Raw genomic sequence first — 16,165 nt, 5'->3', positions numbered from 1 at the left:
CACCACCCACCCCGGCGCTTCACCGAAGATTGCCGGACACGTCACCGTGGCGGAGCCTGCGTGTAGCGGGCTCCGCCACGGTTGTCCCGTGGGCAACGGATACCTGCGGTTCGCCGCCCTCGGCGACAGCACCACCGTCGGGCTCGGAGATCCGCTCCCCGGCGGGGGATGGCGGGGCTGGGCCCGGCTGCTGGCCGAGTCGTTGCGGGCGTCGTACGACGTCTCGTTCTGCAATGTCGCCGTCTCGGGCGCCACCGCCGCCATCGTGCGGGAGCGCCAGCTCGACGAGGCCCTGGCCCACCGGCCGGACCTCGCCTCGCTGCTCGTCGGCGTCAACGACACGCTGCGCTCGACCTGGGACCCCGACCGGCTGCATGCCGACCTGCACCACGTCGCGGGAGCGCTGGTCGGTGGCGGCGCCACGCTGATGACCGTCCGCTGGCACGACCACGCGGCGCTGCTCGGCCTGCCGCGGGTCCTGGTGCGACCGATGGCGGACCGCATCGCCACCGTCAACGAGGTGTACGACGACCTGCACGCGACGTACGGCGGGCTCCGCCTCGACCTCGCGCTGATGCCGGAGGTGCTCGACCGCGCCTGCTGGTCGATCGACCGGTTCCATCCCTCTGAGTCCGGGCACCGCGCCCTGGCGCGGGCGTGGGGGGAGCGGCTGCGCGCCACCGGCCTGGAGTTCCCCCTGCCGAGCCTGGAGCCCGGCGGCGGCCGCCCGCCGAGCTGGCGCCGCGACGTGGCGTGGATGGTCGCCGAGGGGGCGCCGTGGTTCGGCCGGCGTGCGCGGGACCTGGGGCCGTGGGCGGTCCGCCGGGCGCTGGCGGCAACGCGCTGAGTCCTCGGTAGGTTGCTCTCCATGAGCACCCGTGAGGACGGCCGCGCCGACGACGAGCTGCGCCCGATCAAGATCACCCGCAACTGGCTCGACCACCCCGCCGGCTCGGTGCTGGTCGAGTTCGGCCGGACCCGTGTGCTGTGCGCGGCATCCGCGTCCGAGGGCGTGCCGCGGTGGCGCAAGGGCTCCGGTCTGGGCTGGGTCACCGCGGAGTACGCCATGCTCCCCGCCTCCACCAACACCCGCTCGGACCGCGAGTCGGTCAAGGGCCGGATCGGCGGCCGCACCCACGAGATCAGCCGCCTCATCGGCCGTTCCCTGCGGGCGGTCATCGACGACAAGGCGCTGCGGGAGAACACGATCCAGATCGACTGCGACGTGCTCCAGGCCGACGGCGGCACCCGCACCGCCGCCATCACCGGCGCGTACGTCGCCCTCGCCGACGCCTGCGCGAAGCTCGGCGTTCCTGGCGCGCTCACCGGCTCGGTGGCCGCCGTGAGCGTCGGCATCATCGACGGCGTACCGCGCCTCGACCTGCCCTATGTCGAGGACGTGCGGGCCGAGACCGACATGAACGTCGTGATGACCGGCGACGGCAAGTTCGTCGAGGTCCAGGGGACCGCCGAGGGTGCCGCCTTCGACCGCGCCGAGCTCGACGCCCTCCTGGCGCTCGCCGAGAAGGGGTGCGCCGATCTCACCCGCCTGCAGCAGGATTCCCTGCGTTCGTGAAGGTCCTCGTCGCGTCCCGCAACGCCAAGAAGCTCGAGGAGATGCGCCGGATCCTCGCCGAGCACCTGACCGAGCGCGCGGTCGAGGTGGTCGGTCTCGACGACGTCGCCGCGTTCGACGAGCCGGTCGAGGACCAGCCGACGTTCGAGGGCAACGCCCTGCTCAAGGCGCGCGCGGGGGTGGTGGCCACCGGCCTGCCCACCCTCGCCGACGACTCCGGTCTGTGCGTCGACGCCCTCAACGGCATGCCCGGCGTGCTGTCGGCCCGCTGGTCCGGCCCGCCGAAGAGTGACGACCGCAACAACGAGCTGCTCCTCGCCCAGCTGCACGACGTCCCCGACGAGCGTCGTACGGCCCACTTCACCTGCGCCGTCGCCGTCGTCCACCCCGACGGCCGCGAGCTCGTCGTCGAGGGCCGGATGGACGGCCGGATCATCCGCGAGGTGCGGGGGAGCGGCGGCTTCGGCTACGACGTCCTCTTCGTCGCCGACGAGCACCCCGGCCTCACCACCGCGGAGCTGTCCCGCGAGGACAAGGACGCCATCTCCCACCGCGGCAGGGCGCTGCGCGAGGTCGCGCCACTGGTGGCGCGGCTGCCGGGCTGATCCGGTCGAGAGTCAAGAATCTCGCGAAGCCCTCCGGCGGCCGTGGGGCTGGCCCTAGGCTCCGAGGTCGAATCCGGGATCCTTCGCTCCGAGGTGGCCGTATGTCCTTGTCGTCCCGTCTGTCCCGAGAGACGGGCGCTGGCGTCGTGCTCGCCGTCGTGCTTGCCGGCCTCCTCAGCGCGTGCTCGGACGGGACGGGGCCGACGAGCACACCGGTCGCGGGCCCGACGGCGGATCTGACAGCGGCGGCCGCGGCCGACCCGCCGCCGAGGCCGAGCGACGAGACCGAGCTGCTGGCACGACCGGAGACCCGGGTGATCCAGCGGTGGGCCGCCGCCTTCGCCGAGGTGGTCAACGCCGAGGAGGACGACTTCGCGGCGGCGGCACCCACCATGACGAGCGCCGGCCTGGAGCGGATGGCGATCTACACCCGGCGCGACCGGGGGCGGTACTTCCCCGGACCGCTGCCGGTGACGGTGGTCGGCATCCCCGAGCCGAACGACGAGGACGTGACCATGGTCCGGGCGTGCGTCTGGATCGGCGGCTGGTCGCAGGAGTCGCGCACGGACCCGCGACGCGAGCCGCGCGAGGTCATCCCGGTCGTGATCGGCGTGGTCGAGCAGGACGGGACCTGGCTGGTCGACGGCATGGGCAACCGCAAGAAGGGCAGCTGCGCAGGCATCGACGTCCCCGGACGGAGTGAGGGGTGAGTACGCCGGTGACCGGCCCGCGCCGGGCCGTGGCGTGCCTCGCCGCCCTGCTGTTGACGCTCGGCCTGTGCGCGTCGCTGGGCCCTCGGGCCGTCGCCGCCGAGACCACTGCCACCACCCCCAGGGCGATCGCGACCGAGGGCGCCGGAACGGTCTCGGGCGCGGTGACCGACACCGACAGCGGCCTGGGGCTCGGCGGGATCGACGTCACCGCCTACTGCAGCTACGACGGCGACGGATACTCCTACTGGGAGTGGTGCTGGGACGATCTCGGCGAGCCGATCACCACGGTGACCGCGAGTGACGGGCACTACCAGCTGACGATGCCACCGGGCAGCTACCGGATCGGGTTCGTCGACCCCGAGCGGAGCCACTTCGCCGAGTACTACCCGCGGGCCGAGCTCGTCGAGAACGCCGCGGACGTGACACTCGGCGCCGACGCCGTGGTCACGGGGATCGACGAGAGCCTCCGTCGCGGCGGCCGCATCACCGGGCGGGTCACCGACCCCGACGGCCTGTCACTGGACTCCGCCGACATCGAGGCCTACCGCGAGGACGACGGTGACCTGGGGGCCGAGGAGCTCTACGCCTTCACCGACGACGACGGGTACTACACCCTCGGGCCCCTGCCCGACGGCGACTACCGGCTCGCCTTCTCCGCCTGGGGGTACGTCTCCGAGTTCTACGCCGACCAGCCCAGCCTCCAAGCGGCGGATCCGCTGCAGGTGCGCGACGCAGCGACGCTCACCGCCGACGCCGGCCTCGGGACGGGCGCCTCGATCTCCGGCACCGTCACCGACGAGGACGGTGCGCCGCTGGAGGACGTGAGCGTGACGGTGTACCAGTACGAGCCGGTCTACGACTACTGGGACTGGTGGGACAACACCACGACGGATGCCGCCGGTCACTATGCGCTGCGCGCCCTGACGCCTGGGACGCCGTACCGGATCGGCTTCGAGTCGAACGACGGCACGTACGTCGGCGAGTTCTACGACGACCGGGACAGCCTCGACCGGGCCACGGACATCGTGCTCGCCGAGGAGCAGACCTTCACGGCCGACGCGGCCCTGGCGACCGCCGGCAGGATCGCCGGAGTGGTGACCGCGGCCGACGGAGAGCCGATGCCGGACGTCGAGATCGAGGTCCACCGCGAGGTGGACGGGGACCTCTCCGCGGCCGAGTTCTACGGGTACACCGAGGCGGACGGCTCCTACGAGGTCGGCGGCCTGCCGGACGGCGACTACCGCGTCGCGTTCCAGCCCTATGACGAGGTCCACGCGCACGAGTTCTACGACGACCGGCCCACCCTCGAGCAGGCGGACGTGCTGCACCTGGCCGGCTCCGCGACGCTGGCCGCGGATGCGCAGCTGGGCCTGTTGAGCGTCATCACCGGCACCGTCACCGACGAGGGCGGTGCTGCCTTGGCCGACATCTCGGTGGAGCTGTACGACGGCGACGCCGGTACCGGCGAGTGGAACTCGTCGACGTGCTGCTGGCAGACCGACGCCGGCGGTAACTACCGGATCGCGGTCGCCCCAGGGCGCTACACGCTCGGGTTCGAGGACCCCGCCGGGGTCCACCGCAGCGAGTTCTACGACGATCAGTCGACCCTCCAGCAGGCCGACGAGATCATCGTCGGCGAGAACGGCACCGTCGTCGCCGACGCCAGCCTCGAGCTCGGCTCCTCGATCACCGGCACCGTCAGCGACGAGGACGGCGCGCCGCTGGAGGCCGTCCGCGCGGTGGTCTACCAGTACGAGCCCGACTACGACTCCTGGTACTGGTGGAACGACTCCGCGACCGACGAGGACGGGCACTACGCGATCGGCGGGCTGAGCCCGGACACGACCTACCGGGTCCGGTTCCTGTCGGACGACGGCGCGTACGTCGAGGAGTACTACGACGACCAGGACAGCCTCGCGCAGGCCACCGACATCGTGCTCGGTGGCCAGCAGACCTTCACCGCCGACGCCGTGCTCGCCCGGGCCGCACAGATCACCGGGACGATCAGGGGAGAGGACGCACAACCCCTGGCCGAGGTGGGCGTCACGGCCTACCGGCTGGACCCGGCGAGCCAGGACTGGCTCTGGGCGGACAGTGCCTGGAGCCCGGACGGCAGCTATACGATCGGCGGACTGGTCCCGGGGACCTACCGGGTCGAGTTCCGGCCCGACGACCCGTTCCACCGCGAGGAGTACTTCGACGACGCCGCCACCCTCGAGGACGCCGACGACGTGACGCTCGCCCAGGGACAGGTCGCCACCGTCGATGCGACGTTGACCCTCGCGTACGGCGCGATCTCGGGCGTCGTGACCGGCGCCGACGACGAGCCGCTGGCCGATGTCTGGGTGAGCGCCGAGGACGGCAGCGGCTCGTGGTACTCGACCATCACGGCCGAGGACGGCAGCTACCGCCTCGCCCGACTCACTCCCGACGCCTACCGGGTCCTCTTCGACACCGGGGCCGACGACTTCCACGGACCGGAGTACTACGACGGCGCGGCCACCGCCGACCAGGCCACGCCGGTCACGGTGACCCTCGGCGACACCACCACCGCGGATGCGGACCTGCCCGTCGTCGGCGGCGCCCTCACCGGGACCGTCCGCGGAGCCGAGGGCTCGCCCCTCGATCACGTCCGGGCGACGCTTTACCGCCACGACGGCGATCCCGGCGGCTGGTACGCCGTGGCCTGGACGTCGACGACGAGCGATGGTGGGTACCGCTTCCGTCGCCAGCCCGCCGGCACCTACCGGATCGGCTTCGAGACCGACGACGGCGTGCACCTGTCCGGCTTCCACGGCGGCGCGGACCTGGCCGGCGCCACCGACATCGACCTTCGACTCGGTGAGCTGACCACCGTCGACGCGACCCTCGCGGTCGGCGCGGCGATCGCCGGGCTCGTGACCGGCGCCGACAGCGAGCCGCTCACGGACGTGACGGTCACGCTCTATCGCGTCGACCCCGACACCGGCACGTCGGCCGAGCGCACGGCGTCGACCGGAGCGGACGGTCGCTATCGCTTCGGACCGCTGCCCGCGGGCACCTACCGCCTCGGCTACCGGCACGAGCAGACCCATGCCACCGAGTACTTCGACGACACCGCCTCCCTGGACCAGGCGCAGGACCTGGAGCTCGACCTGGGCGAGAGCGTCACCGCCGACGCCGTGCTCGCTCCTCGGATCGCCAACGTCGCGGCCCCCACGATCGAGGGCACCCCGCGGATCGGGGAGCTCCTCACCGTGGACGTCGGCACCTGGAACTACGACGACGCGACCTACACCTACCAGTGGTACCGGGACGGGGCGCCGATCGTCGACGGGAACCAGACGGACGGCTCCATGTACGCCGTCGGCCCGTCCTACACGCCCACCAACGACAACGCCTGGCTCTACGGCACCGACCTGGGCACCCAGCTCACGGTCCACGTCACCGCGGCCAAGCCGGGCCACCTCCCGACGGAGGTCGCGTCCGCGGCCGTCGGCCCCGTCCTGCCGGGCCTCATCGCCAACCTGACGCCGCCCGCGATCAGTGGCACGGCCCGGGTAGGGGAGACGCTGTCGGCCGGGGGCGACACCTGGCAGCCGGCCTCGGTCACGCGCGCCTACACCTGGCTGCGCGACGACCGGCCCACCGGAGTCACGGGCACGTCCTACCCACTCGCCGCCGCCGACCTCGGCGCCCGGATCTCGGTCCGGGCGAGTGCCAGCAAGGACGCGTACGTCACGGCCTCGGCGAGCAGCGCGGTGACCGAGGAGGTGGCGCTGGGCGTCATCGTCAACCAGAGCAGCGCGGCCCTGAGCGGCATCCCGCGAGCCGGTGAGACCCTGACCGCCGACCCGGGGACGTGGCACCCCGCCGACGTGACCCCGCGCTACCAGTGGCTCCGCGACGGTCAGCCCATCGGCGGCGGCACCGAGCAGACCTACCTGCTCACCGAGGCCGACGCGACCCACGCGGTCTCCGTCGAGGTGACGGCCACCAAGACGGCGTACGCCCCGACCGGCTCGACCTCCTCGGCCACCCCGCGAGTGACCTACGGGCTCATCGCGAACACGACGGCGCCCTCGGTCGGCGGCACCATCCGGGTCGGGCAGATGTTGAGCGTCGATCCCGGTGCCTGGAGCACCGACGACCTCACGCTCGCCTACCACTGGCTGCGCGACGGCCAGCCCACCGGAGCGACGGGCGACAGCTACCAGCTCGCGGCCGCCGACCTCGACCACGAGATCTCGGTCCGGGTCGAGGCCACCCGCGCGGACTACGACCCCGGCTCGGCCACCTCGGCCGCGGTCGGGCCGATCGCGCTCGGACACTTCGCCAGCATCGCGCCGCCCTCGGTCGAGGGCACCCCGCAGGTGGGCGGAAGACTGAGCATCGCCGGCAACTCCTGGGAGCCGACGCCGCAGGCCGCCACCTACCAGTGGCTGCGCGACGGCGACCCGATCGACGGGGCGACCGAGACCTCCTATCTGCCCGGCCCGGCCGACGTCGACGGCCGGATCTCGGTCGAGGTGCGCGTCACCCGCGACGCCTACGAGCCGGCGGTGCTGCGCAGCGAGGACACCACGGCGGTCGCGCTGGGACAGCTCGACAACACCGAGGAGCCCACGATCAGCGGCTCGGCCCGGGTCGGGAAGACGCTCAGCGCCAGCGCCGGTGCCTGGGCACCGGCCGGAGTCACGCCGGCCTACCAGTGGCGCCGCGACGGGGAGCCGATCGGGGGAGCCACCGCATCGACGTACCTGCTCGTCCCGGCCGACGCGAACGCCCGGATCACGGTCGCGGTCACCGCGACGCTGGAGGGGTACGCCGCATCGCCGGCGGTGAGCCCCGAGGTCGGTCCGGTCACCTACGACGTCGTCACGAGCCTGGCACCGCCGAGCGTCACCGGCACCGCTCGGGTCGGCGAGACGCTCACCGCCACCGACGGCGACTGGGCGCCGACCGGCACCGCGGCGGCCTACCAGTGGCTCCGCGACGGCTCGCCCATCCCCGGCGCGACGGCGCGCACCCGGGTGCTGCGCGCCGCGGACCTCGGCGCGCGCATCAGCGTCGAGGTCACCGCGTCGCTGGCGGGTCACGATCCCGGTCGGACGACCTCGGCGGAGACGGCCGCGGTGACGGAGGGGGTGCTGAGCAACGTGACCTTGCCCTCGATCAACGGCATCACCCGCGTCGAGCGGACCCTGAGTGCCGAGCCCGGAGCCTGGTCGCCGGTCTCGGTGGACGCCTACGCCTACCAGTGGCTGCGCGACGGCGACCCGATCGACGACGCCACCGACGCCACCTATCTCCTGACCGACGAGGACCTGTCGAGCGAGATGGGTCTGCGGGTCACCGCCACCAAGGCCGGCTATCAGCCGGCCGCCGCCGCGTCGGCCCCGACGGCGGCGATCCGGGCGGCCAACCACGCACCGTCGGCCGAGGTCACCGTCACGCCCGGCCCGACCGGCGCGGCGCCGTACCAGACCACGATCGAGGTCCGCGGGGACGACCCGGAGGGCGATCCGCTCACCTACCGCATCGACCTCGGGGACGGCACGGCACCGCAGACCGGCAGCCTCTCCGACTCGACCGCGGTGATCGACCACCTCTTCACGGCCGTCGGCTCGTTCGCGGTCCGGGTCCAGGTCGGCGACGGGGAGAGCACGACGACCCGGATCTTCCGCGTGACCGCGCTGCTGCCCGAGCCGCTCGTGGCAGTCGGCGGCGACCCGGTCACCGCTGTGGCCGGAGCATCGGTCGCTCTGGACGCGGGCGCCTCCCGGCCGGCCGGTCTCATCGACTCGTATGCCTGGGACTTCGGCGACGGTCACCACGGTTCCGGAGTGGCGGCTCGCCACACCTATGCCGCTCCCGGCACCTACACCGTCGCCCTCACCGTGACGGCCGGCTCCGAGGTGGCCACGGCCACGACGACGGTCACCGTCACGGCAGCGCCGGTCGCTCCCGGGCTCCAGGTCCGGATCAAGGACGGCTCGACGCCGCTGTCCGGTGCTCAGGCGACGGTCAGGCTTCCCGACGGGTCTCGGATCAGTGGCGTGACCGACGGCACCGGAAGCACCACGCTGCACGGGCTCCCGGATGGCAGCGCGGCCGTCGACGTGTGGGCGCCGGGCTACCTGCCTGCCACCGTGGCGTCGACCCTGACCGACGGCGGCGGCAGCCTCGATGTCGCCCTGGTCCGCGGCGATGTCGGCTCGGCGGTCATCGAGTCGCACCCGCTCACTCTCGACGAGCTCTGGGATCGTGGCATCGACCTGGACGCCGCCGAGAACCAGCACATCTTCGAAGCCGAGATCCAGCTCCACTTCGTCCAGGAGGTGGAGCAGCCCGAGCCGGAGGATCCGCGCACCTACGAGCCCGCCAGCCTCCCGGTCACGCTCGTCGCCGTGGAGGGCGGCGGCTACCACCTCGGCTGCGCGGCCGGATGCCCGGGCGGGGGCGGCGGCAGCGGCGGCGGGCTCACGCTGGGCGGCGCGACGTACACGCCTACGATCATCGTTGTCGAGGGTGCCCCGATCATCGAGTGGCTGGTGATCCCGGTCCGTGGCTCGTGGGCGAAGGAGTTCTTCGACGTGTCCATGATCGTGCAGAACCTCGGGACGGGAGCGGCCGCCTTCCGTCCGGGTCTGGCCACCCTCGAGCTGCCGACGGGCCTCTCGCTCGCGACGACCTGGGAGGGCGACCAGCAGGCGCTGACCCGTGACGTGCCTGCCATCCCGGCCGGCGGCAGCGAGACCATCAGCTGGACCGTGCGCGGGGACATGCAGGGTCGCTACGACCTCCATGCGAGCTACGACTCTGTCCTGGACCCGTTCGACGCCCCGATCAGTCTCCTCGCCAGGAGCGCGAGCCCGCTGCACGTGTGGGCGGGCTCGGCGCTGACCCTCGGGGTCGAGGTCGACGCCGAGGTGGAGCGGTGGATGCCCTACCGGGTCACCACCACGCTGACCAACAGCACCTGCGCCGCGCTCGGAGCCGGCTGCGACGAGATCGGGCCGACGTTGCACAACGTCCGGCTGGCTCTCGGCGAGCGACCGGAGGACGCACCGGCCGACCAGGCGCGCTTCGTGTACGGGCCGAACGAGCAGACCGAGGCCTTCGCGATGAGTCTGGCTCCCGGCGAGTCGGTCTCGGTGGACACGATCGTCATGCCGGGCATCGGGACCGATGACGACGATCCGGCGACGCCGGTCCCTTTGGGGGATGCGGAGGTGGTCAAGGAGAAGGTCGTGCGCGTGATGCAGCTCGACACGGCCCGAAGCATGCTGGCCCAGACCGGTGGTACCGAGATCAACATCGACGACGAGATCCACGTCCACCCGGACCTCACCCCGCACACCCCTGTCACGATCGAGACCGCCGACAACGGCACGGGCGACGAGCGGATCGAGCTCACCTGGGACCCGGTGAGCCTGCCGGGTCGGACGGTGACGGGCTATCGCGTCTACACGCGTGACTCACTCACCGGCGGGACCTGGCGGGTGCTTCCGGCCGGGACGGGGTCCACGACCTGGCCCGCCGGCACCACACAGGCGAGCTATCCCCTCGGGATGCCCGGCCTCGGCGGCTACTTCACCGTGATCGCCGTCTACGCCGGCGGCACGCTGGCGACGCACCGGCTCGCCTTCGGGCCACCGCGCTACGTCGCGATGGGCGACTCGTTCAGCTCCGGGGAGGGGGTGCCGGTCTTCGACCCGGGCACCGCAACCGATCTCGATCCCGACGACGGGCCCTCGACCTGGGAGAAGGCCTGGGCCCTCGTCACGGGGGACGAGGTCGGTAACACCTGTCACCGCTCGGGCAAGTCCTACTCCCGCCTACTGGCCTCCGAGCCGCAGTTCGAGGAGTGGCTGACGCCGGCCATGTTCGCCGCCTGCAGCGGTGCCATCGCCAAGGACCTCGCCGAGCCCAACCCGAACAACCAGCACGAGCCGGCCCAGAACGCGTCCCTCTCCCAGGCCACCCGGGCGGTGACCCTGACGATGGGCGGCAACGACGCCGACTTCGGCGGCATCATCGCGTCCTGTCTCAACCCGGTGAAGTCGTGTGCCGCCGAGCTGTACGGCAACTCAGGGGTGCGCTGGGAGTGGCTGGCGCGCACCGAGGTCGAGCTGACCAAGGCCTTCGACACGGTCACCAGCGCAGCCGAGGTGGTGAGCACGTGTGCCGCGGCGGCCACGATGATCGGACTCGTCGACTGCGCCAGAAAGATGCGCGACTACGGGCTGGCGCTGAAGCGCCTCGGCGGCGACCGGGACCGGGACGCGTCGGCGATGTTCGTCTACGCCGGACAGCTCAGCAAGCGGCTGGAGGCGTCGTACGAGGATGCCCTCGGCAAGGCCCCGAACGCGACGCTGTACGTCGCCGACTACCCCAAGCAGCTGAGCGCCGGCCGCGCCTCGAAGGCCTGCGAGGTGACCCCGCTCGGCGGGTTTAGCGTCATCGACCCCGTCGAGGGCGTGCTGCTCAACGGCTTCGTCGACGACCTCAACGAGCAGATCCGGGCCGCGCTGGCGAAGGTGCAGGCCCGCCACCCGGACCGGTCGGTGGTCTACGTCCCGGTGGCCTCCAGGTTCCAGGGTCATGAGCTGTGTGTCGACGGCGAGCTGAACCCCGAGACGGCCTTCAACCCGCTGATCAATCCCGCCTTGAGCTGGCCCGACGCCTACGGCGCCGTCGCGTACTCCTTCCACCCCAACAAGCGCGGGCAGGAGCTCTACCGCGACGCGTTCCAGGCGGCGATGACCGGCCAGACCCGCGAGCTGGTGGAGATCGACACGTCCTCGATCCAGGCGGCGCAGGGCGAGGTCCCTCCCTTCACGGCGGCCGTGGTGGCCCGGGTCCGCCACTCCGCGGTGACCCCGGTCGAGGTGAGCCTCCTCGGTCCCGGTGGGCAGATCGTCCGTGCGGGAGACGAGGGCACCACCTCCGGGGACGCCGACGGTGTGGCCTGGCTCCGGCTGGCCGATCCGGCGCCCGGACTGTGGAGGGTCCAGGTCGAGTTGGCCGACCCGGCACCGGCCGAGGGCGCGAGCCTGCGGACGCTCCTGGCCGGGGTCGTCGACCCCGACGAGCCGTCGGCCCCCACACTGGTCGAGGTCGAGCTGTCGGTCCAGTCGGATCCGGGGACACCGGTCGCGTCGGCCACCGTGTCCGGCCCCACTGCCGGCTCCTACCGGTTCGACGCCTCCGACTCCCACGGCCAGGGCGACGAGGAGCTTGACGTCGACTGGCTCTTCGCCGACGGCACCACCGCCACCGGGCGAGTCGTCGACCACCAGTTCCCGACGGGCGTCGCGCCGTCGGCCATGGTGACGGTCACGACCCAGGACGGTCGCTCCGCGTCAGCCGATGTCACCCTCGCCCCGCAGCCGGATCCGGCACTGGTGTCCGTGGGTGAGCCGGCCATCACCGCCGACGTGGCGCCGGGCGAGCCCATCGTGCCCGGTGTCACGCTCACCGCATCGGGCGACTGGATCCCGCAGCCGGCGAGCTCGGCGATCCGGTGGCTGCGAGACGGTGAGCCGATAGGCGGGGCGAGCGCCGCCACCTACCAGGTCACGGCGCAGGACGCGGGACACGCGCTGCGCGTCGAGATCACCGCCGTACGGGACGGGTTCCAGCCCGGCGTCGCCCGGAGTCCGGTGCTCGCCGTCGCCGACGGGCCGCAGGAGCCGACGATCGCGAACGACGTGCGCCCGGCGATCACCGGCACTCCCACGGTCGGTGAGACGCTCACCGTCACGACCGGCACCTGGTCGCCGGTGGACGTCGTGTTGAGCTATGCGTGGTTCGCCGCAGGCACGGCGATCCAGGGCGCCACCGGCACCGGCCTCACGCTGACCATCGCCGAGCTGGGCAAGGCGATCACGGTGCAGGTGACGGCGACGAGAAACGGCGCGTCGCTCCGCGTCACGACCGCCGCCACGGCCGAGGTCCGTGCGGCCGTCGGCGGTGGGGGCGGGGGTGGTGTGACGGATCCCTCTGTCGGTCCGGACAGCCCTGCCTGTGCGAGCGCGACCGACACCCTCGCCTCGGCTCAGGCCGTGCTGGCCGAGGCCGGCGAACGGCTCAAGAGCGTCAAGGCCAAGCTCAAGAAGGCGAAGAAGACGGCCCAGGTCAAGAAGCTGAGGAAGAAGGCCAAGAAGCTGAAGCAGCGCCGCAACGACGCTCGGGCCACCGTCGCGACCGCCGTCGCGTCGGTGGACTCCGTCTGCTGAGCCCAGGACGAGGGCCGGTGCCGAAGGCGGGACTCGAACCCGCACACCCGAAGGCACAGGTACCTAAAACCTGCGTGTCTACCAGTTCCACCACTCCGGCCTGAGCGGGCACGAGTCTAGTGACTCTGGTGACGTGGCCGGATCCGGCTCACTCCGTCCACTGCCAGGCGTCGAGGATCTCGGTGAACCTGTCGAGCACGTCGTCATCGCCGTCCTTGAGGGAGACGGTGATGGAGTAGGCCGTGTCGCCGCTGATGACGAGATAGGAGCGCTGCGCGACGTCGACGTCGTTGTCGTTGGTGCGGCTGATGTCGACGCCGAGCGCGCTCTGGCCGTCGATCGTGGTGTCGTCGATGTCGATCGTGGACGCCGTGGCGTCGCCGGCCGTCAGCGCCTCCTTCCAGTCGTCCTTGAGGTCCGCCGGGTCGCTGCTGCCGTAGGCCGACTGGATCTCGACGATCACGTTGCCGCGCGCGGCGTTGAAGGTGGCGCCCCAGATGAACACCCGGTCGAGGGTGGCCGCGTCGGGGCTCTGCGCCGTGAGCTCGTCGGTGCCGTCGATCCAGCCCTTCGGCAGGTGTGCCTCGTAGCCGGTGCCCTGGATCGCCGGACCCCCGAGGTCGGGGGCGTCGCTGCCGTCGTCAGTGGGCTCGTCGGTGTCGTCGGGGTCGTCGGAGGGGTCCGTGGAGTCCGTGGGCTCGGCCGAGTCGGTGGTCTGCGATGCCGGATCGTCGGCGGCCTTGTCGTCGTCGCTGCCGACGACGGCGATGATGCCGATGATGCCGGCGACGACGAGCACGAGGGCCACGGCGATGGCCGCGACGATGAGGCCGGTCTTGGACTTCTTCGGCGGCGTCGGCTGGGACCAGGCCGCCGGGGGCGGAGCCGGCGCGCCGTACGGCGGGGCGGGCTGCTGCGGCGTGGGCTGGGGCGGCGGCATGATCGGCTGCTGCGGGGGTGTCACCGGCGAGGTCGTCGGCGGTGCCATCGGCGAGGTGACCGGGGGCTGCGTGGGGGCGGTGCCGCCGGGGCCGTAGCCCGGAGGAGCGGCGGTCCCGGCATCCGGGTCGAGGCCGGCGACCAGCGGCTCGGGCACCCGGCCCAGCGCGAAGCCGAGCACCGCGACCGCCCACTGGCAGCCGCGGACGTCGGCGCTGCCGCGGTCCCGGGCGAGGCGCTGGCCGGCGGACTCGACCGCGTCGGTCGGGTTGGCGCCGCTGTCGAGCATGGAGACGAGAGCGTCGAGGGCGCCCAGTCGCACCGCGTCGGTGAGCAGGTTGATGGTGCCGCCGGAGGCCTGGCCCTCGTCGAGGTAGTCGTCGAGGGAGCCGCGGAAGGCGGCGGCGTCGCGGAACAGTGTGTGGCCGTGGTCGCGGGCGAGCTGGGCGAGCGACTGGTGCAGCTTCATCGGGTGTCCTTCGGATCCGGGTCAGGCAGGCGGGACGGGAAGGCCGAGGTCCTTGCGGAGCTTCGCCACGTGTCCGGTCGCCTTGACGTTGTACTGCGCGAGCTCGATCCCGCCGTCGGTGTCGACGACGAAGGTCGAGCGGATGACGCCCTCGACGACCTTGCCGTAGAGCTTCTTCTCGCCGTACGCGCCGTACGCGCGGTGGACGGCGAGCTCGGGGTCGGAGAGCAGGGTGATGGTGAGACCGTCGCGCTCGCGGAACTTGGCGAGCTTCGTCGTGGTGTCCTTCGAGATGCCGACCACGGTGTAGCCCGCTGCCTGCAGGGAGTCGAGGGAGTCGGTGAAGTCGCACGCCTGCTTGGTGCAGCCGGGCGTCATCGCCGCCGGGTAGAAGTAGACGATCACCTTCCGGCCCTGCTTCAGGAGGTCGTAGAGGTCGACCTCCCCGTCCTGGTCGGACGCGAGGGAGAAGTCCGGCGCGCGGTCGCCGGCGGACAGCCTGGCCTGGTCGCTCATGGGATGCGTACTCTCTTGGTGGGCGGGTGCTGTTGCAACAGCAATGCAATAAGGTGGCCGAAGAATGAGTCAGTGCTCGTGACCATCTAACTACCCCGGTGGCGGACCGCCGAACACCGGATCGAGTACAGGAGCAACCATGCACGTCCCGGACGGCTTCCTCGACGCCCCGACCTCGGTCGCGACCGGCGTCGTCGCCGCTGCCGGCGTGGGCATCGCCCTGCGCAGGGCGCGCGCCGAGCTCGACGACCGCACGGCGCCGATGGCCGGACTGGTGGCCGCCTTCGTCTTCGCGGGCCAGATGATCAACTTCCCGGTCGGTGCCGGCACCAGCGGCCACCTGCTCGGCGGTGCGCTGGCGGCCGTGCTGGTCGGCCCGTGGACGGGGGCGCTGTGCATCAGCGTCGTCCTCCTCGTCCAGAGCCTCTTCATGGCCGACGGCGGCCTGACCGCCCTCGGCACCAACATCACGCTGATGGGCCTGGTCGGCGTCGTCGTCGGGTACGCCGTGTTCCGGCTCGTGCTCGTCGTCCTGCCCCGCAAGCTCGGCTCGGTGCCGGTGGCCGCCGCCCTCGGCGCCCTCGTGTCCGTGCCCGCGGCCGCCACGGTCTTCACCCTGCTCTTCGCGATCGGCGGCACCGCCGACGTCTCCGTGGGCAAGGTGCTGGCCGCGATGGTCGGCTGGCACGTCGTCATCGGCATCGGCGAGGCCGTCGTGACCGGCCTGGTGGTCAGCGCGGTCATCGCCTCACGGCCCGACCTGGTCCACGGCGCCCGCGGCCTGGCCCGGCGGACGGCCCTGCGCACCGGGGAGGTCGCGGCATGAGGAACCGTCGCTTCCTGCTCGCCGGGCTGCTCGTCGCCCTCCTCCTGGCCGGCGTCGGCAGCTACTACGCCAGCAGCCACCCCGACGGTCTCGAGTACGTCGCCGGCAAGACCGGGTTCGGCGACTCGGCGAAGGACCCGGTCGACACCGGGTCCCCGTTCGCGGACTATGAGACGTTGGGCGTCGACAACGACCGGCTCAGCGGTGGCGTCGCCGGCGTCGCCGGCGTCGGACTGACGCTGCTCATCGGCGGCGGCCTGTTCTGGGCGCTGCGCCGCCGCGAGCCCCAGGACTGACG

General features: G+C 72.3%; 9 protein-coding genes and 1 tRNA gene. 7 read left to right on the top strand and 3 right to left on the bottom strand.

Annotation, left to right across the window (positions count from 1 at the left end; all coding sequences use genetic code 11):
- Window positions 1-88: 88 nt before the first annotated feature.
- The 5 genes from KVF89_RS06310 to KVF89_RS06290 all read left to right on the top strand — a co-directional run bounded on the left by KVF89_RS06310 (window position 89) and on the right by KVF89_RS06290 (window position 13,117).
- Window positions 89-847 carry an SGNH/GDSL hydrolase family protein gene (locus tag KVF89_RS06310; RefSeq protein ID WP_257424356.1) on the top strand — a complete coding sequence of 253 codons (759 nt, stop codon included), beginning with the start codon at window positions 89-91 and terminating at the stop codon, window positions 845-847.
- Window positions 848-868: 21 nt separating this feature from the next.
- Complete coding sequence (rph, locus tag KVF89_RS06305; RefSeq protein ID WP_257424354.1) at window positions 869-1,576, top strand: ribonuclease PH; 708 nt, start codon at window positions 869-871, stop codon at window positions 1,574-1,576.
- Window positions 1,573-2,181 (top strand): RdgB/HAM1 family non-canonical purine NTP pyrophosphatase, encoded by a 609-nt coding sequence (gene rdgB / locus KVF89_RS06300; protein ID WP_257424352.1) that lies wholly within the window; start codon window positions 1,573-1,575, stop codon window positions 2,179-2,181. Before rph ends, rdgB begins: the two co-directional genes overlap by 4 nt.
- A gap of 101 nt (window positions 2,182-2,282) precedes the next feature.
- Window positions 2,283-2,891 carry a hypothetical protein gene (locus KVF89_RS06295; RefSeq protein ID WP_257424350.1) on the top strand — a complete coding sequence of 203 codons (609 nt, stop codon included), beginning with the start codon at window positions 2,283-2,285 and terminating at the stop codon, window positions 2,889-2,891.
- Window positions 2,888-13,117, top strand: a complete 10,230-nt coding sequence (locus tag KVF89_RS06290; RefSeq protein ID WP_257424348.1) for a carboxypeptidase regulatory-like domain-containing protein — start codon at window positions 2,888-2,890, stop codon at window positions 13,115-13,117. Before KVF89_RS06295 ends, KVF89_RS06290 begins: the two co-directional genes overlap by 4 nt.
- A gap of 18 nt (window positions 13,118-13,135) precedes the next feature.
- On the opposite strand, the gene KVF89_RS06285 is transcribed toward KVF89_RS06290, so the two are convergent.
- The 3 genes from KVF89_RS06285 to bcp form a co-directional block, all read right to left on the bottom strand.
- Window positions 13,136-13,217, bottom strand: a tRNA-Leu gene (locus KVF89_RS06285).
- A gap of 48 nt (window positions 13,218-13,265) precedes the next feature.
- Window positions 13,266-14,525, bottom strand: a complete 1,260-nt coding sequence (locus KVF89_RS06280; RefSeq protein ID WP_257424345.1) for a hypothetical protein — start codon at window positions 14,523-14,525, stop codon at window positions 13,266-13,268.
- Between the two features lie 21 nt (window positions 14,526-14,546).
- Window positions 14,547-15,041 carry a thioredoxin-dependent thiol peroxidase gene (gene bcp, locus KVF89_RS06275; RefSeq protein ID WP_257424343.1) on the bottom strand — a complete coding sequence of 165 codons (495 nt, stop codon included), beginning with the start codon at window positions 15,039-15,041 and terminating at the stop codon, window positions 14,547-14,549.
- Window positions 15,042-15,180: 139 nt separating this feature from the next.
- On the opposite strand from bcp, the gene KVF89_RS06270 reads away from it, so the two are divergent.
- A complete protein-coding gene (locus tag KVF89_RS06270) occupies window positions 15,181-15,867 on the top strand; it encodes an energy-coupling factor ABC transporter permease (protein WP_257424342.1) in 687 nt (228 codons plus the stop codon).
- Entirely contained in the window at window positions 15,864-16,163 is a 300-nt protein-coding gene (locus KVF89_RS06265; protein ID WP_257424340.1) for a PDGLE domain-containing protein, read from the top strand. The genes KVF89_RS06270 and KVF89_RS06265 overlap by 4 nt, the downstream gene beginning before the upstream one ends.
- The last annotated feature ends 2 nt before the right edge of the window (window positions 16,164-16,165 follow it).

Source organism: Nocardioides carbamazepini (assembly GCF_024614185.1).
GTDB classification, from domain to species: Bacteria; Actinomycetota; Actinomycetes; order Propionibacteriales; family Nocardioidaceae; genus Nocardioides; species Nocardioides carbamazepini.
The sequence above is the reverse complement of the archived record's forward strand: the minus strand, read 5'-3'. Positions and strand labels throughout refer to the sequence as shown.

Excerpts from the sequence above, each read along its gene's own strand:
- rph (WP_257424354.1), top strand. The coding sequence starts at position 869 with ATGAGCACCCGTGAGGACGGCCGCGCCGACGACGAGCTGCGCCCGATC.
- KVF89_RS06295 (WP_257424350.1), top strand. The coding sequence starts at position 2,283 with ATGTCCTTGTCGTCCCGTCTGTCCCGAGAGACGGGCGCTGGCGTCGTG.
- KVF89_RS06280 (WP_257424345.1), bottom strand. The coding sequence starts at position 14,525 with ATGAAGCTGCACCAGTCGCTCGCCCAGCTCGCCCGCGACCACGGCCAC.
- bcp (WP_257424343.1), bottom strand. The coding sequence starts at position 15,041 with ATGAGCGACCAGGCCAGGCTGTCCGCCGGCGACCGCGCGCCGGACTTC.
- KVF89_RS06270 (WP_257424342.1), top strand. The coding sequence starts at position 15,181 with ATGCACGTCCCGGACGGCTTCCTCGACGCCCCGACCTCGGTCGCGACC.
- KVF89_RS06265 (WP_257424340.1), top strand. The coding sequence starts at position 15,864 with ATGAGGAACCGTCGCTTCCTGCTCGCCGGGCTGCTCGTCGCCCTCCTC.